Origin of the sequence: Allobosea sp. TAB14, assembly GCF_052113865.1 — a bacterium.
Taxonomy (GTDB): domain Bacteria; phylum Pseudomonadota; class Alphaproteobacteria; order Rhizobiales; family Beijerinckiaceae; genus Allobosea; species Allobosea spartocytisi.
Map to the genome: position 1 here is coordinate 1 of NZ_JBFRDQ010000046.1, position 24,280 is coordinate 24,280.

The window sequence follows — 24,280 nt, forward strand, 5'->3', positions numbered from 1 at the left end:
TCTGGTCATACGCCGTGAACGACGCACCGCCGGACTCAGCCAGAACCTTCGTGATCGCAGCCGTCAGCGACGTCTTGCCATGGTCAACGTGACCAATCGTTCCAATGTTGCAGTGCGGCTTCGTCCGCGAAAACTTCTCTTTGGCCATGACACCCTTGTCCTCGAAGGCGGCCCTCCGGGGCCTAGAAACGCGGTCGCATTAGGGGTTTTTGCGCGGCGATGCAAGCCGGCCGGCCCCATCGACCTCCTGTGACGCCAGAGTGAGGAGGTCAGCGCTAATTCTTCACCATCCAGCGCCCCCGGACCCGCTGCAGAAGAAGGCTCGTCACCGAATAGCCCTCGCTCGGCATTCGGGCGATACGGCGCAGGCTCGCGACCGCCTCCGGATCGGCTCCGTCGCCGAAGGCCACGATGTCGCGCGCCGGCACCGCGACGACCAGCTCGGCAGGGAGATTCGGGATCGCGGACCAGACCTCTGGCAGCAGAATCAGCGCCGCATTGTAGTCAGCCTCGAAGGACAGGGACCGAACGGGACCATGTTCCTCGATCTGCAGGCGCGAGACCCTGCGCTTCAGGTTCTCCCGGCCGGCATTCATCATATCCTGGTTGCTAAGCCCGAACCGCTTTCCTTCGCCGCTCATGACGAAGCGAGATATGTCTTTGCGATCTTCTACGACGACGACCACGATATCGCCCACGAGCTCCGCGTGGACGATGCCCGGTGCAGGTTTCGGTTGGGCGCGCGCCTTTTCTTCAACCGCCGCGACGAAGGCTCGGTTCTTGACGGTGACCAGCAGCGAACTCTTGAAAGAAGCCGCATCGCGTTGAGGCGCACCGCATTCCGGGCAAACCGGTTCTTCAGCCCAGGATCGATCCGGCCACGCTGTGAGCATGGCGAACAACACAACCAGTAAGTGCAGCATGCCGAGTCCCCCAACCCGCAACCACAATTGCGCATTGAGAACATAATGGCAACATCTTTACTTGCCCGCGGTCATGCAACCCCGAACACCCGCCGATAGCGCGCCACAGCCTCCGGGTCGCCCGAGACCTTCTCGGGATTGTCGGAGAGCTTCACCGCCGGGCGCCCGTTCGCCTTGGTGACCTTGCAGACCAGCGACATCGGATCGAGCGCGCGCGAACCGTCCGGCGAGCAGCCGACGAGATCGTTGGTCAGGTCGGTGCCCCAGCCAAAGGCCATGCGGACCTTCCCGTCGAAATGATGGTAGACGCGCTCGATCGCATCGACGTCGAGCCCGTCGGAGAAGACCAGCAGCTTCTCGCGCGGATCGCGCCCGCGTGCGCGCCACCATTCCATGATCGTCTCGCCGGCCGGGATGGGAGGTGCGCTGTCCGGCCGGAAGCCGGTCCAGTCCGCCACCCAATCCGGCGCATGGCGCAGGAAGCTCTGCGTCCCGAAGGCGTCCGGCAGCGCGATCAGCAGGTTGCCGCCATAGACCTGCCGCCATTCGTCGAGCACCCGGTAAGGCGCGCGCAGCAGCTCCTCGTCGGAATCGGCCAGCGCCGCCAGCACCATCGGCAATTCATGGGCGTTGGTGCCGATCGCCTCGAGATCGGTGTCCATCGCGAGCAGCACGTTCGAGGTGCCGCTGAAAGCCTTGCCCAGCCCCTCCTTCAGCGCCAGGACGCACCAGCGCTGCCAGAGATGGCCATGGCGGCGGCGCGTGCCGAAATCGGAGAGCCTGAGATTGGGCAGCTTCTGCAGCCGCTCGACCTTGTCCCACATCTTCGCCTTGGCGCGGGCATAGAGCACGTCGAGCGAGAAGCGCTTCTGGCCCAGCATGACGCGCCGCGCCCTGAGCTCGTTGATGATCGCGAGCGCCGGCACCTCCCACATGGTCGTATGGGTCCAGGGGCCGTCGAAATGCAGCTCGTACTGGCCGTCGACCTTGCGCAGATCGTATTCGGGAAGCTGGAACTCGGCGAGCCAGGCCATGAAGTCCGGCGAGAACATCTGGGTCTTGCCGTAGAAGCTGTTACCGGCGAGCCAGATCAGTTCCTTCTTGGTGAACCGCAATGAGCGGGCATGGTCGAGCTGCGCGCGCAACTCGCCCTCGTCGACGATGTCGGCGAGGCGGATATGCCTGGAACGGTTGATCAGCGAGAAGGTGACGCGGACCTCCGGATGGAAGGCCCGGATCATCTGCAGCATCAGGAGCTTGTAGAAATCGGTATCGAGCAGGCTGCGGATGATCGGGTCGAGCCGCCAGCCGTGATTATAGGTCCGCGTCGCGATGTCGGTGTAGATCATATCGGCAGCAGGTCCGGGAAAGCTCGGCGACGGAACGGCGCATCGGCACCGATGCCATCAGAACAATGCCTTGGCCGCCGGCGCAAGCGTGTCGCGCACAGGGCAGCCCGCGAGCGGCGCTCGACCATTGCCGCGCCCCCTCTCTCAAGCTATCTCGCCTGTTCGAACGGGATTCAAAAGCACATGGCGTCCGAAACCACATTGCCTGCGGCCGGCTTCGGCACCACTCCTTCTGCGCCCTATGATCTCGCGGTCATCGGCGGCGGCATCAATGGCTGCGGCATCGCGCGGGATGCGGCCGGGCGCGGCGCCTCCGTCGTGCTGCTCGAGAAGGACGACCTCGCCAGCGCCACCTCGTCGCGCTCGACCAAGCTGATCCATGGCGGGCTGCGCTATCTCGAGCATTACAAGTTCCGGCTGGTGCGCGAGGCTCTGATGGAGCGCGAGCGGCTCTGGGCCATCGCGCCGCACATCATCCGGCCGCTGCGCTTCGTGCTGCCGCATCACAAGGGCCTGCGCCCGGCCTGGCTGCTCAGGCTCGGCCTGTTCCTCTACGACCATATCGGCGGCCGCAAGCTCCTTCCCGCGACGCGCACGCTCGACCTCGCCCATGATCCTGCCGGCAGGCCGCTCAAGGACGACAAGGCTAGGGCTTTCGAATATTCCGATTGCTGGGTCGAGGATGCGCGCCTTGTCGTGCTGAACGCCATGGACGCCGCCGTGCGCGGCGCCGCGATCCACACCCGCACGCGCGTCGTCGCCGCGATCCGCGAGGACGGGCTGTGGCGCCTGACGGCGGAAGGGCCGCAAGGCCGTTTCGACATCTGGGCGAAGGCGCTCGTCAACGCAGCCGGCCCCTGGGTCGGCGAGGTGCTGAACGGCGTCATCCACACCAATGCCAAGGCCGGCGTTCGCATGGTGCAGGGCAGCCACATCGTCGTGTCGAAGCTCTACGAGCACGACCGCAGCTACATCTTCCAGAATGCCGACGGCCGCATCGTCTTCGCGATTCCCTATGAGCAGGACTTCACCCTGATCGGCACGACCGACCGCGACTACCATGGCGATCCAGCCGAAGTCGTCGCGACGCCGGACGAGATCGCCTATCTCTGCGCCGCCGCGAGCGAATATTTCCGCCAGCCCGTCACGCCGGAATCGGTGGTCTGGACCTATTCGGGCGTGCGCCCGCTCTATGACGACGGCGCATCCAAGGCGCAGGAAGCGACGCGCGACTATGTGCTGACGCTCGATGCGCCCGAAGGCGAGGCGCCGCTGCTTTCCGTCTTCGGCGGCAAGATCACCACCTATCGCCGCCTCGCCGAGGCCGCGATCGCGAAGCTCGCGCCGCTCGCACCCTGGGCCGCCCGCGCCGAATGGACGGTTGCAGGCGCGCTGCCCGGCGGCGATTTCCCCGTCGGCGGCTTCGACACGCTGGTCGGTGAGATTGCTGCGGCCTATCCCTGGCTCGAACGACGCACGGCGACGCGGCTTGTCCGCGCCTACGGGACCCGCGCCCGCGACATCCTCGGCGATGCGAAGAGCGTGGTCGACCTCGGCCGCCATTTCGGCGCCGATCTCTACGAGCGCGAGGTGCGCTACCTGATGAAGGCGGAATGGGCGCGCCGGGCGCAGGACGTGCTCTGGCGCCGCGGCAAGCTGGGCTTGCGGTTGTCGAAAGCGGAGAGCGAAGCGCTCGACGACTTCATGCAGGACGCTGCGTCGGTCTAGGCGCGTTCAAGGGATCCAGGCCGGCGGCCGGACCACGATCACCTTGCCGGTTCCGTCGACCTGGATGTACTTGCCGTTGCCGCCGCTCTTGACCCCGTCCCAGCCAAGCCTGCCATGCTTCGGGCCGAAATGGCCGGAGCCGTCATTGGCGCCGTTGGAATGCGCGATCAGCAGCGCGTCCGGCACGACGTTGGTGTAGGACACCAGCGCGATATGGCCGGGCTTGCGGGTTTCCAGCATCTTGTCGGTCATCCAGACCACCATGTCGCCGGTCCGGATCTCGTCGAAATCCCAGATCAGGGCACTGGGAAGGCCCGGCGGCTTGCCCGCCTTGGCGGCTCCGACGAGGAACGGGCAGCCCGCGCCGCCCGAATACTTGTCGATGCTGATCCGCTTCATCTCGTTGTAATAGGCGACGACGAAGCCGGTGCAGTCGACGCCGAGGCTCTGGTCGGCCCAGGCCTGGATCGTGTCTTCGGTCGCCTTGCCRGTGTCGAGGGCGAGATTGAGGATATGCTCGCAATCGCCCGGGCTGACCTTGCCCATGCTGGCGCGGGTGAAGGCCTTCTTGTCGACGGTGAGCTTTCGCTTCGCCGCCTCCTGCACGACGAGGCTGCGCTTGGTCGCCCCCGCATCGGAATTATGGGTGCCGATCATGTATTTGTTGATCGACACCAGGGTGTCGCCCGCCGGCACGTTCCAGTAGCGGTCGACCCAGTCCGCCGGCGACGGCGAGCCATTGGCGATATCGGTCGGGTTGCTCGGATCCGGTACCATGGGCCCTCGCCTCGCTGGGATGTTTCGGAAAGGCGGCTCACGCCACCTGATAGGCGAACTGGCCCTCCGCGACCGAGACCTTCGCCTCGGTCAGCGGCTTCTTCTCCAGTTGCAGGTTGAGGATCGCGCGGGATAGCGCCGGCAGCATCGAGTTGGTGATGATGTTGTCGATCATGCGCCCGCCCGAATCCGGGTCGTTGCACTGGCCGACGATGTGCTCGACCACCGCGTCATCGTAAGCGAACGCCGCCTTGTGGTTCTCGGAGAGCCGCTTGCCGATGCGCCCGAGTTGGAGGCGGACGATGCCAGCCAGCATGTCCGACGACAGCGGATAATAGGGAATCGTCACGAGCCGCCCGATCAGTGCCGGCGGGAAGACCTTGAGCAACGCCGGGCGCAGACTCACCGCCATCGCCTCCGGATCGGGCTTGGCGGCGCCATTGGCCGACATGCTCATGATCTCGTCCGTGCCGACATTCGAGGTCAGGATGATCAGCGTGTTCTTGAAATCGATGCGCCGGCCAGTGCCGTCCTCCATCTGGCCCTTGTCGAAGACTTGGAAGAACAGCTCGTGCACATCGGGATGCGCCTTCTCGACCTCGTCGAGCAGCACCACCGAGTAAGGCTTGCGCCTAACGGCCTCCGTCAGCCGGCCGCCCTCGCCATAGCCGACATAGCCGGGAGGCGCGCCCTTCAGTGTCGAGACGGTGTGCGCCTCCTGGAACTCGCTCATATTGATGGTGATGACGTTCTGCTCACCGCCATAGAGCGCCTCCGCCAGCGCCAGAGCCGTCTCGGTCTTGCCGACGCCGGAGGGGCCGCAGAGCATGAAGACGCCGATCGGCTTGTTGGGGTTGTCGAGCTTGGCGCGGTTGGTCTCGATGCGCTTGGCGATCATGCCGATGCCATGCCCCTGCCCGACCACGCGCCTGTTCAGCGTCTCGGCGAGGTTGAGCACGGTCTCGATCTCGTCCTTGACCATCCGTCCGACCGGGATGCCGGTCCAGTCCGAGACGACCGAGGCGACCGACTGCTCGTCGACATGGGCGTAGATCATCCGATTGGCCGGATCGATCTCGCCAAGCGACGCGAATTTGGCGTTGAGCGCGGCGCGGGCATCCTCGGGATCGGCTGCAGGTTCCCCGGTCGGAGCCGATACCTCCGGCGCTGCGGCGCCGGCATCGACGCTCGCTTCCTGCGGCACGGCCTCGGCCTTGGGATCGGCGCCCGGCACCTTCTCGCCGAGCTTGGTCCGCAGCGCCTTGATCTCCTCGACGATGGCAAGCTCGCTCGCCCAGGCAGCTTCGAGGGCGGCGAGCTTCTCCTGCTTCTCCGCGACCTCCACCTCGATCTCATCGAGCCGCTTGCCGCTGTCGGTGCCGAGATCGGCATCGGCGGTCAGCGCCGCCTTCTCCTGCTCCAGCGAGGAAATCGCGACGCGCGCATCCTCGATCGCGGCCGGCGTCGCGCTCTGGCTGATGGCGACGCGGGCGCAGGCCGTGTCGAGCAGGCTCACCGCCTTGTCGGGAAGCTGGCGGGCCGGGATATAGCGCGAGGAGAGCGTCACCGCCGCGACGATGGCGGCATCCGAGATGCGAACCTTGTGATGCTTCTCCATCGGGCCAATCAGCCCGCGCAGCATGGTGCAGCAACGCAGCACATCGGGCTCGTCGACCTGTACCGGCTGGAAGCGGCGGGTCAGCGCCGGGTCCTTCTCGAAATATTGCCGGTACTCCGACCATGTCGTCGCCGCGATGGTGCGCAGCGTGCCACGCGCCAGCGCCGGCTTGAGCAGGTTGGCGGCATCGCCCGTGCCCGCCTGCCCGCCGGCGCCGATCAGCGTATGTGCCTCGTCGATGAACAGGATCACCGGCGTCGGCGAGGATTGCACCTCGTCGATCACCGAGCGCAGGCGCTGCTCGAACTCGCCCTTCATCGAGGCGCCCGCCTGCATCAGCCCGATATCGAGCGCGCAGACCTTCACCCCCTTGAGCGGCGGCGGCACGTCGCCGGAAGCGACGCGCTGGGCGAAGCCCTCCGCGATCGCGGTCTTGCCGACGCCGGCCTCGCCGGTGAGGATCGGGTTGTTCTGGCGCCGGCGCATCAACACGTCGATGACCTGCCGGATCTCGTCGTCGCGGCCGAGGATCGGGTCCATGCCGCCCTGGCGCGCTTTGGCGGTCAAATCCTGCGAGAAGCGGTCGAGCGCGGTCGTGCCCTTCGGCCCTTCGGCCGCCTCGGCGCCCGGCGTGCCGGCGGCGCGCAGGCCCGAGCCATCCATCGGCCTTAAGTTCTCCTCTTCCGAGCTTTCCCAGATCTTGCCGTAGCCTGCCGCCAGCTCCTCGACCGGGATCTTGGCGAATTCCTTGGAAAGCCCGGTGAAAGCCCGGCGCAATTCGGTCGACTTCAGCGCCGCCACCAGCAGGTGCCCGGTCCTGATCTGCGTCTCGCCAAAGAACAGCGTCGCGTAGTGCCAGCCACGGTCGAGGATATCGACGATGTGGTTGGCGATGCCGGGCATCTCCGTCTCGTTCTTGCGGAACCCCTCGACGATACCGCCAAGGTCCATCAGCATCCTGGCGCGATCGAGCTTGTAGTGGTCTGCGGTCAGGGTCAGGTCGTTGGCGCTGCCCTGCAGGATCTGCAGCAGCCAATGCGTCAATTCGACATTGCGGTTCCCGGCACCCTTGGCCTGCCTCAGCGCCTGCAGGAAGGTGTCGTAGCCGATCCGGTTGAGCTTGCCTGTGACGGCTTCGAGGCTGATATCGGCCATGGTCGTCCCCTTGATCTCTGGTCTTAGGCAGCAGCGCGGCTACGTTTCAGGCGCATGCGCTCGGCCGGATGGAAACGGGCGTCGCGGCGCAGCGCGCCTTCCTCGGTGGTCCAGTTCGGCGCCATCCAGCTCGTCCAGCCGAGATGGCCGGACTGGCCGAGCCTGACGGGCTTCACTTCGCCCACCGGCAGCGCGAGCTCGACATCCCATTCGAACTGCTCGCCGAGATGCAGGAAGACGGCATCCGCCAGCGGCTCGCAGCGATCGCCATTCGGCAGGAAGCGCTCGAACTGTTCGAGGTCGGCAGCCACGATCTTCACGCGGAACTTGTCCTCGACGCTGTAGACGCTGGCGCCGAGCAGCGCGTCGCCGCCGAGCGTGCAATGCGCGCCTCCCAGCCGCGTCCGGTCCGCCGGATCGAAGACGAGACGCATGCCGACGAACTGCTCGATCTCTACTTGCGTCCTGAACAGCCCGGCGAGAAGGCGCTGAAGCCGCGAGGCCGATTTTGCCTGCGCGCCGATCAGCCCGGCATGGGCGAGCTTCTCGGGATYGGGCACGCTGTCGCGGTCGAGATAGGGCTTCGAGCCCACCCCGATCATGCTGCCGATATAGGCGGCGAAGCGGTCGAGATCGGGCCGGTCATGCTGCGCGATCGGCCGCGAATCCGCCCAGGTGCGGTAAAAGAGCTGCAGGAAGCGGTGGTTGAAGATATCGAGGAAGCGCGGAAAGGCATCGTCGCGCGCGAGTTGCCAGTGATAGCTCTCCTCGGTTGTCGCCAGCGGCAGCGCGCCCTGCGGGCCGAGCAGGCCGAGGAACTTCACGAAGAGCCGAAGCCTGCCCTGCGCGTCCCGGCCCGCCTCCGCGATGGTCGAGGCGGGAAAGTCGAGGAAGGCCTGCTCGCCCAGCGCGACATATTCGTCGCGCCGCGAGGCGACGTCGCCGATGCGGCTGCGCTCCGGAAAGCTGCGTTCCAGCCGCCGCATCACGGCATAGAAGTCGAAGCGCCAGGGCTCCGCCTCCAGCCTCGCCTGGTAGCCCGGCGCCTTCTCCAGCGGCGTGGCGGCGTCCTCGCTCACAGGACGCGCCTCGAACCGGCACGCGGTGGAAAGCGCATCACCTCGCCGCGCTCCACCGTGCGGATCACCGTCTGGGTAAAATGGTTCATCGCCGCATATTCGGCGAAGAAGCGGTCGAGCACCGCGCCCAGCAGGAAGACGCCGGAGCCCTCGAAGGCCTTCTCGTCAAGCAGCACGGTGATTTCCAGCCCCCGCCCGGCCCCCGTTCCGGCCCGCTGGGGAAAACGGCGCACGACAGGCCGGCTGTCGACATTCTTGATGCCGCGGATGCGCCGCTCCGTCGCGCTGTCGGCAAGATCGGCGAAGAGCGAAAGCAATTCGCGTAGCGCCTCGCCATTCTGCCCGGCGCCGCGCTGGACGAGGCCGAGATGGTTGAGACTGAGCAGATTGATCAGCCGCCAGGTCACGACGCCCGTGCTCGCCGTCTCCGCACGCAAGCGAAGCTGCGAGACGATCGGCTCGCGCGGCGGCGTCGGCCCGGCAAGGCAGGCAAGGTCGAGCGAGACATTGTCGATCAGCCGGAAATCGGCGCCGCCGACGCCGGTCGGCAGATGCTCGGTGAGATGCCGGTTGGAGCACAGCGCCCTTACGCTCAGCTCCACCACCGAGGTGCTGTCGGTCATGCCCGCCGGCTCGACCAGCGAGATGAACATCTCCGTGCCGGTATAGTCGGAGGCTCGCCCCTGGCGCCGCTCGGCCGAGGAACGCCGCCGCGGCAGGCGCCGCTGCGTGTAGTGCAGGCCATGAATCGGCGAGGCTCCCTCAGGCGAGGAATAGAGCGGATGGACCGGCTGCTTCTCGCGACCGCCGGTATAGTGCGCATGCACCGAGAGAACGCTGTGCGGCTCGTAGTCGAGCGCGCGGCTGCGGTCCGGCACGACATGGAATTCGTGCTGGTTGCTCTTCACCGGGATACGATCGGCCGTCTTCTCGAAGAGATTGATCGCGGGCGCCGCGTAGAGCGCAAACATCTCCTTGCGCACCGCGCCGGGCAGCCGCGTATTGACCTCGTCGAAGACGAAGATCAGCTCGACCGTCTTGGCCGTGAGCTTGGGCATGATCCGGCCCAGCCCTTCCAGCCGGAAGCCGAGGAACTTGCGCGGGAACCAGAACAGCTCGTGCAGCAATTCGAAGCCGCGGAAGACGCGGGTATCGGCCGGCAGCAGCGCCTCGTTCTCGTCGAAGCCGATCTGCTCCAGCCGGCAACCCTCGCCCGGCGTCACCACCGGGTCGCCGAACGCGTTGAGATGACGGAAATGGATGCCGACGCAGTTCGCGAAGAGCTGCTCGTAGAGAGCGACCGCATCGCCCTCCCCGCCGAGCAGATGGAAGGCGAGCTCCTTCGTCCGGCAGCCGGCGAACCAGCTCGCCGGATTCTTCAAGGCCTGGGCCGGGGTCGGTTCCTGCTCGGGGTCCGCCATCACCCGGTGAGTCAGGGTCAGGCGCAACCCCGCAAGCGCGCGCTGATCGGTGCGCAAGCCGAGCGCCTGCAATGGCGCCGGCGCTGGAATGTACTCGGCGGCCACGATCTCGAATGGCCAGAGCGTGATGTCGCTGCCCAGCCGGTAGCGGCAGGCGACACGCCGCTCGCGTTCCAGATAGGTCGCGTCGAGATAGGCGCCGCGCGGGATGCGCATCCCCTCGCGCAGGCCCGGATCGGAGTAAGGCGGCACGACGCCCGCCAACAGCGCCGAAGGCGTCGGCGCCAGATAGTTCGGCAGGAGCTGTTCGAGCAGATTGTTGGTGAATTCGGGGAACTCGTGCTTCAGCTTCAATTGCACGCGGGCGGCGAGGAAGGCCGCGCCTTCGAGAAGGCCACCGACCATCGGGTCCATGCGCTCGCCGACGAGCCCGCCCAGCCGCTCGGCGATGCCGGGATACTCCTCCGCAAACTCCTTGCTGTGCTCCATGAACAGCCGGAGTTCCTGATTGTAGAGATCGAGAAACTCCTGGTTCATCACCGCCCCTTGATCGCGATCTTGCCGGTATCGAGTTCGAGATCGGCCACGAATTGCACGGGCACGTTCAAAGGTTCGCAGTTCAGATCGGCGCGGACGAGGAAGCGTACCTTCAACTCGGCGGAATCGAGCGTCCTGTCGCGCTCGACGGCGATGGAATTGCGGATCAATCGCGGCTCGTAGCCCATCAGGGCGGCGGCGAGATCCTCACGGATCGTATCGACGCGATGCTCGTCGATCGAAAGCCGCGTCATGTCAGGGAAGCCGTGATTCAGGATCGAGCGGCGCACATGCTCCAGCTCGGAAAGGTCCACGGCCGAGCCAAGATTGACCGTGTTGACCAGCGCGTCGAGGTCGATGGCGATCTCGCGCCGCAGCTTCGGCTCGGTGATCGCGGCCCGCGGCGCGGCGCGACGTTGCGCGATCACACGTTCGCCGCCCTCGTCCCGCAGGTCGAGCGCGGTCCGCGCATCCTTCTCCAGATGCGCTTCGCGGAATGCGAACATCAAAGGCGGCCGAAGCCGCTTCTTCGAAAGGGGGTCGGCCATCACATCGCGTCCGGGGCGGGCGACGAACCGGCTCCGGCTCAGCCGGAGCCGGTGCGCGCGGCTCAGCTCTTGGCGTTACCCTTGAGATCCCACTTCATCTCGATCGCCGAGTCGAGCGTCTGGTCCGACTTCTGCGGCCGATATTGGAACTCGACCTTGGCATAGTTCAACGCGAACTGGTCGGTCGGGACGCTCGAACCGCCGGCGGCATCGCCGGACTGGTAGCTCGACACGATCAGGTCCTCGAGCGTCACCGTGTAGTATTCCTGCGGCTTCTCGCCCTGCTTTCGGACGTAGAGCACCGCCTTCTTGATGTATTTGCCGCTGGCGCAATACAGGGCGAGGTTTGCCGAAGCCTTGCTGACCTGCGCGGTGAAATGCATGTCCTGGAAGTTCGCCTTGCCCGCCCCGCCGCCGCCGCCATGGGCGTAGGAGCCGGGGTTGCTGATGCCCCAGGAAAAGGAATCGACCGCGATCGTATCCTTGTGGGTCTTGTCCTGGGCCTCGCCCTTGATCTCGTCGATCTTGAGCAGAAAGTCGGCAGCCATGTTTACCTCCAAAGTAGGGTCGTCGGATTGCTCGGATGCGCGAGCGCGCTGATGGACGCATCTCTCCGATCGCGCACCCGCATCGGGTCAGCGCGTCGAAGGGTCTTCGTGCTTCCGTCACCTGCCGATCAGGTGGCGGTCACTGCTTGGGAGCTGGCAGTCGCGAGACCAGGCTCAGGCCGATATCCATGCCTTCGAGCTGGAAGTGCGGCCGCAGATAGAACTTGGCCGAGTAATAGCCAGGGTTCTCCTCGTCCTCGAAGACGTCGATGCGTGCATCCGAGAGGGGGCGCCGCGCCTTCGTCTCTTCGCTGGAATTGACCGGATCGCCGTCGACATATTCGGTGATCCACTCCTGCAGCCAGCGTCGCAGCGGCTCCTTTTCCTTGTAGGAGCCGATCTTGTCGCGAACCATGCACTTCAGGTAGTGCGCGAAGCGCGAGACCGCGAACATGTAGGGCAGCCGCGAGGACAGGTTGTCGGACGCCGTCGCCGCCACGCCGTCGGGCCCGGAGAAGGCCTTGGGCTTGTAGAGCGACTGGGCGCCGATGAAGGCCGCCTTGTCGGTGTTCTTGCGATGGATCAGCGGGATCAGGCCGGATTTCGCCAGCTCCGCCTCGCGCCGGTCGCTGATCGCGATCTCGGTCGGGCATTTCAGATCCACGCCGCCATCGTCAGTCGGGAAGGTGTGGGTCGGCAGGTTGAGAACCTCGCCGCCGGACTGGACGCCGCGGATGCGGGTGCACCAGCCATATTCCTTGAAGGCGCGGTTGATGTTCACCGCCATGGCATAGGCGGCGTTCATCCAGGCGTATTTCTCGCCCTTGTGGCCGTCGGTATCCTCCTCGAAGGCGAATTCCTCGACGGGCTCGGATTTGGCGCCATAGGGCACCCGGGCGAGCACGCGCGGCAGGCACAGGCCGACATAGCGGGAGTCGGCGGCGTCGCGCAGGCCCTTCCAGGCCGCATAGTCAGGCGTGTCGAAGACCTTGCTGAGATCGCGCGGATCGGAGAGCTCCGTCCAGGCATCCATGCGCATCAGCATCGGATCGGCGCCGGCGAAGAAGGGAGCATGCGCCGCCGCGGCGATCTTCGAGAGGTCGCGCAGAAGCTGGACGTCCGTCGCCGTGTGGCTGAAGTGATAATCGCCGACGAGGCAACCGAAGGGCTGGCCGCCGAGCTGGCCGAACTCCTGCTCATAGACCTGCTTGAAGAGCGGGCTCTGGTCCCAGCGCGCGCCGGGATAGGTCTTCAGGTTGCGGTAGAGCTCGTTCTTCGAGACGTTCATCACCTTGATCTTCAACTGAGCATCGGTCTCGGAGTTGAAGACGAGGTAGTTGAGGCCACGCCAGGCGCTTTCCAGCTTCTGGTATTCGGGAGCGTGCAGCACCTCGTTGATCTGCTCGGTCAACTTGGCGTCGAGCCGCGCGATCATCTCCTCGATCGTGTCGATGACGTCGCCCTTGATCACGGTCGAATCCGCCAGCGCCTGATTGACGAGGGTCGCGACCGCGTTCTCAACTTCCGTCGCCGCGCGTTCCGTTCTGGGTTTGAAACTCTGCTTCAGGATCGCCGAGAAATCGTCGATCTCGCGCGTCTCGACTGCCGCCCCGCCGGGCTGTTGGGTTTGTGCTTCCGCTGCYATTGCCGCCTCGCTCGCTTAACCGCCTGCCGACCCGGAAAGAGGGCCCGCGCCCTGCCTCAGTTCTGCGCTTCGCCCTCGGGCTTCCCGTTCTTGCCGAGCCTGTCCTTGAGGGCTGTCATCAGCTGCGGATCGGCCAGCAGCGCCTTGATCTGGTCGCTCGCCGCCATCTTGCCGTCCATGTAGCGCAGCAGGTTGGCGAGCTGCTCGCGCGCCTCCAGCAGCTTGGCGGTCGCCGGGATCTGGCGGGCGACGGCCGCGGGGTTGAAATCCTCGAACTTGGTGAACTTCAGCGCGACAGAGAGCTTCTCGCTTTCGTCCTCGCCGAGCTTGTTGGACACGTTGAAGGCAAGGCCCGGCTCGATCGCGGCCATGCGCTGGTCGAAATTGTCCATGTCGACGTCAAGGAACTTGCGCTGCGAGATCTCCGGCTTTTCGACCGCCGAGGCGTTGCCCGAGAGATCGGCCAGCACGCCCATCACGAAGGGCAGCTCGATCTTTTGCTCGGCGTTGTAGGGGTCCTCATAGGTGATGTGCACCCGAGGCGGCCTGTTGCGGCGAATGAACTTCTGCCCTGAATCTCCGGCCATGACGCATGCCCCTTTTGCTAACCGGACCACGCTGACGTAGCGTGATACTGTATAGAACTTCGGAATTCATCGATATAGTCTCATCATCACGACGAGAGGTTCAAATCAAAACCGAAAAACTTCCCTAGCTGTCGGCATCCGGCATCTGCGCAACCTCGGGCAGGATATTGCCGAGCAGCGACATGAAATCATGCTGCGCCAGAGCGCAGGCCTTGTCCATCAGGAGCGGCGTCGGATGCGAAGGCTCCACCTGCCGGTAGAAGGATGCGACCGCCCTCATCGCGTTGACCGCATCGGCGCGGTTGCCGATGGCGATCACCGCCATGGCGGCAGCCGGCGGCGGCACGTGGGACGGAGCCTCCGCCGCACCGGAATCGGCCTCTCCGTCCTCGGCCAAGGCCTCGGACTCTTCCGCCACGCCGTTGTCATGGCCGTCGCCGTCATCGCTTTCGACGGAGGCGCTGTCGTAACTGTCCTCCCCCGCCTCGGAATCATGGCCGTCCGGCACCGGAAGACGCTCGAGCGGCAGCCTGAACCGGCGCACTTCGCCGATCTCGAGAACCGCCTTGTCGACGTGCTCCGGAAACATGATCTGGATGACCTCGATCAGCGACTTGCCGATGAGCTGCTGCGCCTGCCCGATCAGCAGGACAGCCGGGCTCGACGGCTCCGTTTTGCGAAAGTAGCCGAGGCAGGCCGCCAGCGTATCCTTCACTTGGAGGATGCTCGAAAGGCCGCCCGGATTGAAGGTTGCAGCGCTAGTTGCCGGCATCTGCGCGTCGGTCGCCGCAGCCGCCGCCGAGGGCTGATGCCCCGGAACGCGCCGCGCGACCGCCATGTCCAGAAAGCCGGCGATCTGGTCCAGAAGTGCCACGAGGCGCGGGAAGCCGAGCGGATGATCGACGCCTACTCTCTCGATCCAGATCGCACGCAGGCGCGCGAGCCCTTCGCGCGCGGCGTTGATATGGCCGAGGGTCGCCGTCAGGGCATCGACCTCGACCTCCCCCAGCGCTGCCTGGATCGCGCCCGCATCGGGATGCTGCTCGCCCTCGACCAGCTTTGTCTCGCCGCTGGCGACAAGCTGGCTGCGGAAGGCGAAGGCGCCGATGCGGCGGCTCACGAACAGCGGCGCGTGCTGCAACGGCAGAACCACGGTCGGCAAATCGTCCAGCCCCTGCAGCGTGACCTCGCGCATGATGAAGTCGCCATCCAACGCGCGCGGATGCACCTCCTCCCAATGCTCGCCGAGGATCTCCGCCATGGCTGAGAGACAGGCGGCAAAGCCGGCAATGTCGCGATTGAGGATCGAGAGCTTCGCCGCGAGCACGAAGAGCCGGAGGTCCTGCGAGCGGGCCATCAGCTTGCCGAGATCGGCGAAGGCGGCGGGGAACTCGATGCTCGAGCGGTCGAAGGCGACCTGCCTGCCGTCGTCGTCGCGGCGGAAATACGCCACCGGAAGCACGACCTCGAGGCGCGCCGTGACATTCATGAAGTCGGGGTCGTCCTCGAGGTCCGGCCCGCAGGGGCCGTCATCGGACATCGGCTTCGACAGTTCGGCGAAATTCAGCGCGGCCATGCCTCTCCCCAGAATGCCTCTTCCCGCCCGGCAACGCGGCGGCCCGGAAGCCCCACGAACCGCCGTGAACAGATCGACCGTGCGCTCAATTCGCGGCGCGCAAGCGCGTCTCGACGCGGCGGTTGTCGCCGGAGAAGGGGTCGGCGACCACCGGCTGGCTCTGGCCATAGCCCTTGGCGACGAGCTTGCCGGTGTTGACGCCCTTCTCGCCGAGATAGCGGACCACCGCCTCCGCGCGGCGCTCGGACAGGCTCATGTTGTAGGTCGGATTGCCGGCGGCATCCGTGTGCCCCTCGACCATGAAGGTCTGACTGGAAAGCTGGGGCGTCTTCAGGGCCTTGGCGAATTCGTCGAGATTGCCCTTGGCCTCGGGCTCCAGCACGTCGGAATTGTACTTGAACTTCACCACGAGATCGAAGGCGCTCGGCGGCTTGGCGATCTCGACCGCATGGCCAGCCTTCGCGCATTCGGCCTCGGTGCCGATGCACAGCCCGCGCGTGACGCCCGCCGGCTTCGGCGCGACGACGCCGGGCTGGAAATGCTTGACGATGTCGTCCGCCTTGTAGGTCTGCGCCATGGCGCCTGTCGCCGTGGTGAGAACCATCGAGCCCGCCAGAGCGACGAATACCTTGAATGCGGATTGCTTGCGCATGGGAACCTCCCAATGTGTCACGCCAATCGGCGGATGAAAACTTACGGATCCGACGATGACTCTGAGAGTTAGTTACGTCAAGTCGAATTTAGGTTCAATCGTCGAAAGGTTTCGTTGATGCCATCGAATCCTGGACAAGAACAAAGGATTGCGTCCTTTACGACTCCAGCCGGAAAGGACGAGTTTTCACTTATCCGTTTCGAAGCCGATGAATCTTTAAGCGAATTGTTTACTTATAACGTTGAGGCAATCAGCAAAACTGAGAATGCCGACCTGCAAAGCATCATGAGCGAGAAGTGCTCGATCAAGTTCACGTTGAAGAACAAGAGCGAGCGGGTTCTCAACGGCACGCTCGTCGATGCTCAATGGCTCGGCAAGCAGGACGACCTCTATGTCTACCGATTCACGCTGAGGCCCTGGCTCTGGCTGCTCTCGCAGCGCGCAGACTGCCGGATCTTCAAGAACAAGACCGCGCTCGACATCATCAAGGAGATCTTCAAGAAGGAGAACGCGGCGAGCTTCGATGACCGCACCAGCGAGACGCTGCAGCCGATCGACTACTGCGTGCAATATCGCGAGACCGATCTCGACTTCGTGCTGCGTCTGATGGAGCAGTACGGCATCTATTACTACTTCAAGCACAGCGACGGGGACCACAAGCTGGTGCTCTGCGACTCCCGCTCGGGCCATGACCAGGTGATGCCGAGCGCCGAGGCGAACTTCACGGGCGACAGCTCGATCTTCGCCTTCGTCGCGCCGGGCAGCCGCTTCCCGCGCGCGGATGTCGAGCATCTCACCCAATGGTCGACGGTGCGGCGCCTGCGCACCGGCAAGGTCGAGCTGAAGGACTATGATTTCGAGRAATCGGGCTCCGACCTCACGGCGCGCGCCGAGGAAGGCTTCCCCAAGGCCAAGTCCTATGAGGCCTACGACTATCCGGCGAGCTACACCCAGCGCGACCAGGGCGAGCATTTCGCCCGCGTCCGGGCGCAGGCGCAACAAGCCAAGGACGACCGGCGCTACACGGCCGGCGAGGCGCCGAGCCTCTATCCGGGCGCGCTGATGAAGCTCGGCGAGCACCCTTCAGGCGCCGAGAACACCGAATATCTCGTGGTGCGCGCCACGCATATGCTCGGAGCTCAGGGCTACCGCTCCGGCCAGCAGGATGAGGCGGTCTACAGCGGCTCCTTCGAATTGCAGAAGAGCGACCGGCGCTTCCGAGCGCCCCTCGTCACGCCGCGCCCGAAGGTCTACGGGCCGCACACCGCCAAGGTCGTCGGCGAGAAGAACCAGGGCGAGGAAGGCGATATCGACGTCGACGAGTACGGCCGCATCTGGCTGCGCTTCCATTGGGACCGCGAGGACGGCTCCACCTCCTGCCGCACCCGCGTCGCGCAGATGTGGGCCGGCAAAAACTGGGGCGGCCAGATCATTCCGCGCATCGGCCAGGAGGTGATCGTCGAGTATATCGAGGGCAACCCGGACCTGCCGCTCGTCGTTGGCGCCGTCGTCAACGATCAGCACAAGCCGCCCTACGAATTGCCGGCGAACAAGACGCAATCCGGCCTCAAATCGGAATCGACCGACCATGCAGGCTTCCCCGGCACCTATAACGAGATCAAGTTCGAGGACCTCAAGGACAGCGAGGTTCTCGAGATGCGGGCCGAAAAGGACCACAAGGTCACGGTCAACAATATCGAGACCCGCGAGATCGGCGAGCGCTTCCAGGGCAGCAACTATTCGCGCGAGACCACTCTGAAGCTCGGCAACGACAAGCTCGACATCCAAAACGGCAAGCTCGACGTCGAGGCGCTGACCGAGATCAATCTCAAGGTCGGCGAGAGCACGATCAAGATGACGCCCGGCAGCATCGAGATCAAATCGCCGACCATCACGATCCACAGCCAGGCCCTGACGGAGGTCAAGAGCGACGGCGCCCTCGTCGTCAAGGCCCCGATGGTGACGATCAACTAGCCGGAGCCATCATGTCACGCCTGCGCTTCAGCACCGCCCGCGAAGTGTTCGAGACCTATCCCTCGGCCTCCCAGGCCGTCACCATGCCGCCGACCGGGGAGCCTCCGCTGGTTTTCCTCGCGCGCCTCGTCAGGGGCCCGGCGCCGATGGAGGCCGCCGGCTTCTGCGCCTTCCTCCTGCCGAGGCGTGAAACGGTATGGTGGGCCCTGCAGGCGGTGCGCTCGTTGCAGCCGCCCGGCACGCAGGACCCCGGCCTTGCCGCCGCCGAGGCCTGGGTCCGGGAGCCCGGCGACAAGACCCGCTTCGAAGCGCTGCGCCACGCCCAGGCCGGAGATCGCGCGCGGCCAGGCACCTTCGTGGCCTGGGCGGCCGGCTATTCCGGCGGCAGCATGTCGGAAAGCCACGCCATCCCCACCCCGCCGGACCTGACCGCCAAGATGGCCCGCATCGCCGTGCTCAATGCGATCAACCGTCTGCCGGCCCGCGAGCGCGAAGCCGCATTGCGCGCCTGTGTCGAAGCATGCATTCGTTTGGCCGAAGACGATGCCGGCAAGCGCTGATCTTCTCGCGCAGCTCGGAACGGGATGTCCGCGATGGCGCTGACACTGACGATCGAGAACCAGGCCTCGCTGCCCGATGGCGGCCCGCTCAGCGTGACCGCCAGCGGCGGGCGCGGCCTCGATATCGGCCGCGACCAACATCTCGACTGGGCGCTGCCCGATCCCTCGCGCGCCGTCTCCGGCCGCCATTGCGAGATCCGCTTCCGCGACGGCGGCTGGTGGCTGCGCGACATCTCGACCAACGGAACCTTCGTCAATGGCGGCGAGCATCGCGTGCAGTCGCCCTACCGCCTCCAGCACGGCGATCGGCTCGAGATCGGCCACTACATCATCGCCGTCGCCATCGACGAGGAGGCCGGGCAGGCAGCGGCGCAGGCGGCCTCTCCTCCCCCATCCTATGCCGCCGACCCGGAAGCGCTCTGGGCGCCCAGCACGGATGCCGCGCCGCCGATCTCGCGTCGCGATCTGATGCCGCCCGGCCACGCCAAGCCGGTGCATGCAAGCTTCATCGACTGGGCCACCGACATTCCGACACCGGCCGCCGGGCCGGCGCCGCCAGCCCCTCCACCGGCCTGGTCTGCCCCGCCGCCGCAAGGCGACGATTTCGCCTGGGCGCCCTTGCAGGCCGCCCCCACCCCCCAGGCGGAGCCGCTGGCGCCAATCCCCACGCCGCGCCGTCCGACGGCAAGCGGCCCGGCCTCCGCGAACCCCTGGGATGAACCAGCTGCGGCCGAACCGGAGCCCGATGCCGAGCCGATGCCTGCGCCCGCGACCACACCGGTGTCCGCGCCTGCCCTCGCGCGGGAATCCGCCCCCATGAGCGGCCCTGCCGCGATCTCGATGGGCGAGTTCATGCAGCGCTTCGCCAAAGGGGCCGGCGTTTCGCCGCAAGCCCTGTCCACGCAGGACCCGGGCGCCTTCGCCGAGCAGCTCGGCGGGCTGATGCGCTTGATCGCGGAGGAGTTGAAGGGCCTGCTCGCCGCCCGCGCCGAGAGCAAGCGCATCGCCCGCAGCACCAACCAGACGATGATCCAGGCACAGGACAACAACCCGCTGAAATTCTCGCCGACGGTGGACGATGCGCTGCAACTGATCTTCGGCCAGCCGCGCAGTGGCTATCTCGATGCGAAGCGCGCCTTCGACGAGAGCTTCCGCGACCTCAAGGCCCACCAGATCAAGACTTACTCCGCCATGCAGCACGCGCTGCGCCTGCTGGTCGAGGATCTCGATCCGCAAGCGATCGCCGAAGCGACCACGCCGGAAGGCGGGATCGGCGGGCTGATCGGCTCGCGCAAGGCGAAGATGTGGGAGACTTATGTCGCACGCTGGGAGGCCAAGTCCGCCCCTTATGAGGACGGTCTCGTCGACGCCTTCATGATCTATTTCGCCGAGTGCTACGACCGCGGCGGGAAGTGACGGCCGTTCCCTGCGGCCGTCATGCTCGGGCTCGCCCCGAGCATCTCATGCAGAATGAGACTCCAGTGCCCTCCTGTCCGGAGATTCTCGGGTATCCGCTGCGCTGCGCCCGAGAATGACGCCCCCTTCAATCCTATCGCTTCGCCGCCACCGCCGTGATCTCGATGCCGTAGCCGGGTGATGCCAGCTTCGCCTCGACGGTCGCGCGCGCCGGCGCGTGGCCCGGCGCCACCCATTTGTCCCAGACCGCATTCATCTCGCCGATCTTGCCGATATCGGTCAGGAAGATCTGCACGCTGAGGATGCGTTCCTTGCTGCTGCCGGCATCCGCGAGCGTTTCCTCCAGCAGCGCCAGCACCTCTTGCGTCTGCTCGGTCAGCGAGCGCCCTTCCGTCTTCTCCGGCACATGGCCGGCGAGGAAGACGATGCCGTTGAAGATGGCGGCGTCGCACCAGCGGGCGGTCAGCCCGATGCGTTCGATGGTCATGGCAGGTCCTCCGAAGTGGGATTGGGAGAACCCGCTTGGCGAGCCCGAGACCTCCGGTCAAGCCGGAGGATCGGCACCCCGGCGACCCACGGAACGGAAAACGATCCAACATCAGTGACTTGCGCGGAATTCTTGAATCAATCCGGAATCATCCGCCGATGATGACTGTCGGCAGGCCCATGATGATTTTGTTGGGCGGCCCCAGCGCTTCGAGGACAGTATCGCCCATCCGGCAGGCCGGCAGGTTGTTGATCAGCACGGTCTGCGAACCGTCGATGACGACGCCGAGTCCATGCGGCACGGGCGGCGGCACGGGCGTCAGGCAGTTATGGATATCGGCCCCGCCGGAAGCACCGGTGATCATCGAGCCCATGCTGGCGGAGACGGCGTTCTTCGTCGCGATTTCGGCCGCGAGCGCTGCCGGCGCACCGGGCGTTCCGGCGGCAGCCAGCGTCGCGGCCTCCGCCGCCTGCACCGTCGCATCGGCCGCGGCTTTGGCGCCCTGGATCRCCGCGGCGGCCGCAGCTGGAACTCCTCGCCAGGCCGGCAGGCTGCCGATCAGCACGTTCGGACTGCCCGGCCCCGGCTGCAGAATGCCCGGCAACGGGTGGATCACCGGGTCGGTGATGCGTGCGGCAGGGCCTTTCGGCATCGTCGCCTCCCGTTCTCGAACGGATTCGTTCCTTTCAGGACTGCCCTCAAACTCTGTCCGCCGCATCCTTCAAGTCAATGACGGCGCCTCGCGCGCGAAGCGCTAGCATTTCGTTAGGTGACGCTGGGGCAAGCCCCGGATAAGCTCGCCATGCCTGCCTTCGAGTGAGCGAGACCGGAATGTCGTGGTACAGCAAGGTCGTCTGGTCGGAAGGGCTGTTCCTCAGGCCGCATCATTTCCAGCAGAGCGACCGCTATCTTGAGAACCTGCTGGAAAGCCGGGTCAGGGCCATCACGCCCTATCCGTGGGGCTTCTCGGTGCTGGAGATCGACCGCGACCTCGCCCAGCAAAGCCGCATCGGCTTGCGCCGCGCCGTCGGGGTAATGCCGGACGGAACGCCCTTCGCCATGCCCGACAACAGCCCGCTCCCGGCTGCGATCGAGGTCCCGGAGAATGCGGCGGGCCAGATCGTCTGGCTCTCCCTGCCGCTCTCGGCCGCCAACACCCGCGAGGTCGAGGACGCACAGACCGGCTCCGCGAGCCGCTATCTCCCCGCGACCGAGATGCTGATCGATTCCACAGCCTCGCTGCGCACGGAAGAGGAGATCGACGTCGCCCATCCGCGCCTGACCCTGGAGCTGCGCAAGACCTCGAAGGCCGGCTATGTCGGCCTCGCGCTCGGCCGCATCCTGGAAGTGCGCGACCGCGCCGTGCTCTTCGACGAGAAATTCGCCCCGCCCGTGCTGGTCTGCTCGGCCTATCCGGTCATCGAGGGCTGGCTCGACCGCGTCATCGGCTGGATCGACAACAAGCTGGAGGAGCTTGCCCGCTACGCCGCCGATCCGACCGCCGGCGGCGGCCTGCAGAGCGCGGACTATTTCGTGCTCCAGCTCCTCAACCGCAGCATCCCCGTGCTCAAGCACATGCGCCGCTCGCGCTTCATCCATCCCGAGCGGCTGTTCTCAACCTTCCTGGCGCTCGCCGGCGAGCTTGCGACTTTCACCACGGCCGAGCGCCGCGCCCGCGACTACCCGGCTTACGACCATGACGACCTGGAGAACTGCTTCGCTCCGGTGGTGCGCGACATCCAGGACTTTCTCTCCGCCAATCTCGGCCGCCGCGCCATCCGGCTGGAGATCGTCGAGCGCGCGCAGAACGCCTTCATGTCGACGATCCGCGACCGCAGCCTCGTGCGCAACGCGACGCTGGTGCTGGAAGTGGCAGCCCGCCGCCCGCTGACCGAGATCCAGGCGCAGTTCCCGCAGCTCTTCAAGGTTGGCCCCAACACCAAGATGAACGAGATCGTCCATGCCCATCTGCCGGGCATCAATCTCGTCCACCTGCCGACGCCGCCGCCGCAGATCCGCGCGCTCACGGATCATGTATACTTCTATCTCGACCGCACCTCGCCGCTCTGGCCGGAGTTCTCGACGGCGAGTTCGATCGGCATGCATTTTTCCGGTGACTGGCCCGATCTCGAACTCGAGCTCTGGGCCGTTCTGGAGGGCAGACGATGAGCGATCCGGGTTCGCCCTCAGATCCTTTCGGCCGCTCCGAGCGAACGATCATCAGGCCGAACCCCGGCGGGCGCCGCGCGCCCCTGCCGCCCGCTCCTGCCGCACCAACCCCGGCCGCACCGCAGGCGCCCCAGCCCTATCAGCCACCGCAAGTGCCCTCGCCCGGCGTGCCCGGCACCGGCGACGAGTGGATGTCGAACCCGGCGCCGATCCCGCCGCGCCAGCAGCAGGCCCCGCCGCCTTTTGGCGGCGGCCAAGCCCTGCCGCGCCGCGACCAGCTCCTGACGCCGAACGCCAACCCGCTTCTGCGCGCCGCGGGGCCGCTCCTGCTCCTGCTCGGGCGGATGCGCGCCAACCTCTCCAACGCGCCCTTCGCCCAGCTTCTCGGCCAGGTCGGCGAGTCCATCGAGGCCTTCGAGCACGAGGTCCGCGCCGCCGGCGTCTCGCACGAAACCGCGCAGACGGCGAAATACGTCATCGCCGCCAGCGCCGACGACATCGTCCAGAATATTCCCGGCGACGACCGTCATGTCTGGACCCAGTACAGCATGCTCTCGCGCTTTTTCGGCGAGCGCATCGGCGGCGTGCGCTTCTTCGAGATGCTCGACAAGGCCAAGGCCGATCCGTCGGTCAATTATGACCTGCTCGAACTGATGCATGCCTGCCTCGCGCTCGGCTTCCAGGGCATCCACCGGACGTCGGCTGGTGGCGCCAACAATCTCCAGATGATCCAGCGCAACCTGTTCGAGACGCTGCGCCGGGTGAAGCAGCCCGATCCCGAGCTCTCGCCGCGCTGGCGCGGACAGGCGATCGCGCAGGCCCTCGCCGGCTTCAAGGTGCCCGTCTGGTCGGTGGCGGCGATCGCGGCCGTCGCCCTGCTCGGCGTCTATTTCGTCTTCCGCGCCCTGCTTTCGGGCAATGCCGAGGCGGCCTCGACCGCCCTGCTCTCGGTCCATCCCAAGGGCGAGGTCGGGATCATGCGCAAGGTCTTCTCGGCCCCGCCGCCTCCACCGCCTCCACCGGCACAGCCCCCCAAGGTCTGCGCCGCGGTGCAGCCGCCAATCGTCTGCCTGGTGACGCCGAACGTCGTCATCGTGCGCCTCGCCGGTATCACCCTGTTCGAGCCGGGACAGGCTGCCGTGCGCGCCGAGTTCCAGCCGCTGATCGAGCGCATCGCCGCTGTGCTGGAGCAGGAGGGAGGCGCGGTCAAGGTCGTCGGCCATACCGACAATGTACCGATCCGCACCGCCCGTTTCCCCTCCAATGTCGAGCTCTCGCAGGCCCGTGCCAAGGCGGTCGGCGACATGCTGAAGACCAAGCTGACCAAGCCCGATCGCATCAGCTTCGAGGGTAAGGGCGCGGACACGCCGATCGCGCCGAATGYCACCCCCGCCGGCCGTGCCCAGAACCGGCGCGTCGAAATCCTGATCCAGCGTCAGAACTAGGAGGGCGATCCGATGAATCTCGCCACCTGGCTCCGCATCGTGGCCATCCTGATCGGCACGCTCGCGCTCGCCGCACTGATCTGGTT

At 66.0% G+C, this 24,280-nt stretch carries 21 protein-coding genes; 6 read left to right on the forward strand and 15 right to left on the reverse strand.

What is annotated here, in order from left to right; genetic code table 11:
- The 3 genes from AB4Y99_RS09265 to pncB all read right to left on the reverse strand — a co-directional run.
- The coding region (locus tag AB4Y99_RS09265) for a GTP-binding protein (RefSeq protein ID WP_291659067.1) at positions 1-148 on the reverse strand (148 nt) is incomplete at its 3' end.
- Between the two features lie 127 nt (positions 149-275).
- On the reverse strand, positions 276-923 hold the full coding sequence (locus AB4Y99_RS09270; RefSeq protein ID WP_441523112.1) for a DUF1444 domain-containing protein: 648 nt from the start codon (positions 921-923) through the stop codon (positions 276-278).
- 71 nt (positions 924-994) lie between these two features.
- Positions 995-2,272 carry a nicotinate phosphoribosyltransferase gene (gene pncB / locus AB4Y99_RS09275; protein ID WP_441523113.1) on the reverse strand — a complete coding sequence of 426 codons (1,278 nt, stop codon included), beginning with the start codon at positions 2,270-2,272 and terminating at the stop codon, positions 995-997.
- 183 nt (positions 2,273-2,455) lie between these two features.
- Here pncB and glpD point away from each other — a divergent pair, with 183 nt between their 5' ends.
- The gene (gene glpD / locus AB4Y99_RS09280) at positions 2,456-4,000 is read left to right on the forward strand and encodes a glycerol-3-phosphate dehydrogenase (protein WP_441523114.1); all 1,545 of its coding nucleotides are present in this window, start codon (positions 2,456-2,458) and stop codon (positions 3,998-4,000) included.
- Between the two features lie 6 nt (positions 4,001-4,006).
- On the opposite strand, the gene AB4Y99_RS09285 is transcribed toward glpD, so the two are convergent.
- From AB4Y99_RS09285 to AB4Y99_RS09330, 10 genes are all read right to left on the reverse strand, one after another.
- A complete protein-coding gene (locus AB4Y99_RS09285) occupies positions 4,007-4,777 on the reverse strand; it encodes a hypothetical protein (protein WP_441523115.1) in 771 nt (256 codons plus the stop codon).
- A 37-nt stretch (positions 4,778-4,814) separates the two neighbouring features.
- A complete protein-coding gene (tssH, locus tag AB4Y99_RS09290; RefSeq protein WP_441523116.1) occupies positions 4,815-7,550 on the reverse strand; it encodes a type VI secretion system ATPase TssH in 2,736 nt (911 codons plus the stop codon).
- 23 nt (positions 7,551-7,573) lie between these two features.
- Positions 7,574-8,629 (reverse strand): type VI secretion system baseplate subunit TssG, encoded by a 1,056-nt coding sequence (tssG, locus tag AB4Y99_RS09295; RefSeq protein ID WP_441523117.1) that lies wholly within the window; start codon positions 8,627-8,629, stop codon positions 7,574-7,576.
- Complete coding sequence (gene tssF / locus AB4Y99_RS09300; RefSeq protein WP_441523118.1) at positions 8,626-10,587, reverse strand: type VI secretion system baseplate subunit TssF; 1,962 nt, start codon at positions 10,585-10,587, stop codon at positions 8,626-8,628. The genes tssG and tssF overlap by 4 nt, the downstream gene beginning before the upstream one ends.
- Positions 10,587-11,093: a GPW/gp25 family protein gene (locus AB4Y99_RS09305; RefSeq protein WP_112764641.1), complete on the reverse strand. Its 507-nt coding sequence runs from the start codon at positions 11,091-11,093 to the stop codon at positions 10,587-10,589. The genes tssF and AB4Y99_RS09305 overlap by 1 nt, the downstream gene beginning before the upstream one ends.
- 104 nt (positions 11,094-11,197) lie before the next feature.
- On the reverse strand, positions 11,198-11,683 hold the full coding sequence (locus AB4Y99_RS09310; protein ID WP_038358308.1) for an Hcp family type VI secretion system effector: 486 nt from the start codon (positions 11,681-11,683) through the stop codon (positions 11,198-11,200).
- Positions 11,684-11,822: 139 nt separating this feature from the next.
- Positions 11,823-13,328, reverse strand: a complete 1,506-nt coding sequence (gene tssC, locus AB4Y99_RS09315) for a type VI secretion system contractile sheath large subunit (protein WP_038358310.1) — start codon at positions 13,326-13,328, stop codon at positions 11,823-11,825.
- A gap of 56 nt (positions 13,329-13,384) precedes the next feature.
- Positions 13,385-13,915 (reverse strand): type VI secretion system contractile sheath small subunit, encoded by a 531-nt coding sequence (tssB, locus tag AB4Y99_RS09320; RefSeq protein ID WP_081925067.1) that lies wholly within the window; start codon positions 13,913-13,915, stop codon positions 13,385-13,387.
- A 124-nt stretch (positions 13,916-14,039) separates the two neighbouring features.
- A complete protein-coding gene (locus AB4Y99_RS09325) occupies positions 14,040-15,491 on the reverse strand; it encodes a type VI secretion system protein TssA (RefSeq protein WP_038358312.1) in 1,452 nt (483 codons plus the stop codon).
- Between the two features lie 85 nt (positions 15,492-15,576).
- On the reverse strand, positions 15,577-16,143 hold the full coding sequence (locus AB4Y99_RS09330) for an OmpA family protein (protein ID WP_051987427.1): 567 nt from the start codon (positions 16,141-16,143) through the stop codon (positions 15,577-15,579).
- A gap of 117 nt (positions 16,144-16,260) precedes the next feature.
- Here AB4Y99_RS09330 and AB4Y99_RS09335 point away from each other — a divergent pair, with 117 nt between their 5' ends.
- From AB4Y99_RS09335 to tagH, 3 genes are read left to right on the forward strand one after another with little or no spacing between them, the layout of a single operon-like run.
- A complete protein-coding gene (locus AB4Y99_RS09335) occupies positions 16,261-18,117 on the forward strand; it encodes a type VI secretion system Vgr family protein (RefSeq protein ID WP_441523119.1) in 1,857 nt (618 codons plus the stop codon).
- An 11-nt stretch (positions 18,118-18,128) separates the two neighbouring features.
- Positions 18,129-18,677 (forward strand): DUF6931 family protein, encoded by a 549-nt coding sequence (locus tag AB4Y99_RS09340; protein WP_441523120.1) that lies wholly within the window; start codon positions 18,129-18,131, stop codon positions 18,675-18,677.
- 33 nt (positions 18,678-18,710) lie between these two features.
- Positions 18,711-20,093 (forward strand): type VI secretion system-associated FHA domain protein TagH, encoded by a 1,383-nt coding sequence (gene tagH, locus AB4Y99_RS09345; protein ID WP_441523121.1) that lies wholly within the window; start codon positions 18,711-18,713, stop codon positions 20,091-20,093.
- 133 nt (positions 20,094-20,226) lie between these two features.
- Here tagH and AB4Y99_RS09350 read toward each other — a convergent pair whose 3' ends face one another.
- Both AB4Y99_RS09350 and AB4Y99_RS09355 read right to left on the reverse strand, forming a co-directional pair.
- Complete coding sequence (locus tag AB4Y99_RS09350; RefSeq protein WP_441523122.1) at positions 20,227-20,580, reverse strand: RidA family protein; 354 nt, start codon at positions 20,578-20,580, stop codon at positions 20,227-20,229.
- Positions 20,581-20,728: 148 nt separating this feature from the next.
- Positions 20,729-21,232 (reverse strand): PAAR domain-containing protein, encoded by a 504-nt coding sequence (locus tag AB4Y99_RS09355; protein WP_441523123.1) that lies wholly within the window; start codon positions 21,230-21,232, stop codon positions 20,729-20,731.
- A 179-nt stretch (positions 21,233-21,411) separates the two neighbouring features.
- Between AB4Y99_RS09355 and tssK the strand changes: the two genes are divergently transcribed.
- Positions 21,412-22,749 (forward strand): type VI secretion system baseplate subunit TssK, encoded by a 1,338-nt coding sequence (tssK, locus tag AB4Y99_RS09360; protein ID WP_441523124.1) that lies wholly within the window; start codon positions 21,412-21,414, stop codon positions 22,747-22,749.
- Positions 22,746-24,194 (forward strand): type VI secretion system protein TssL, long form, encoded by a 1,449-nt coding sequence (tssL, locus tag AB4Y99_RS09365; protein ID WP_441523125.1) that lies wholly within the window; start codon positions 22,746-22,748, stop codon positions 24,192-24,194. Before tssK ends, tssL begins: the two co-directional genes overlap by 4 nt.
- Positions 24,195-24,280 lie beyond the last annotated feature (86 nt).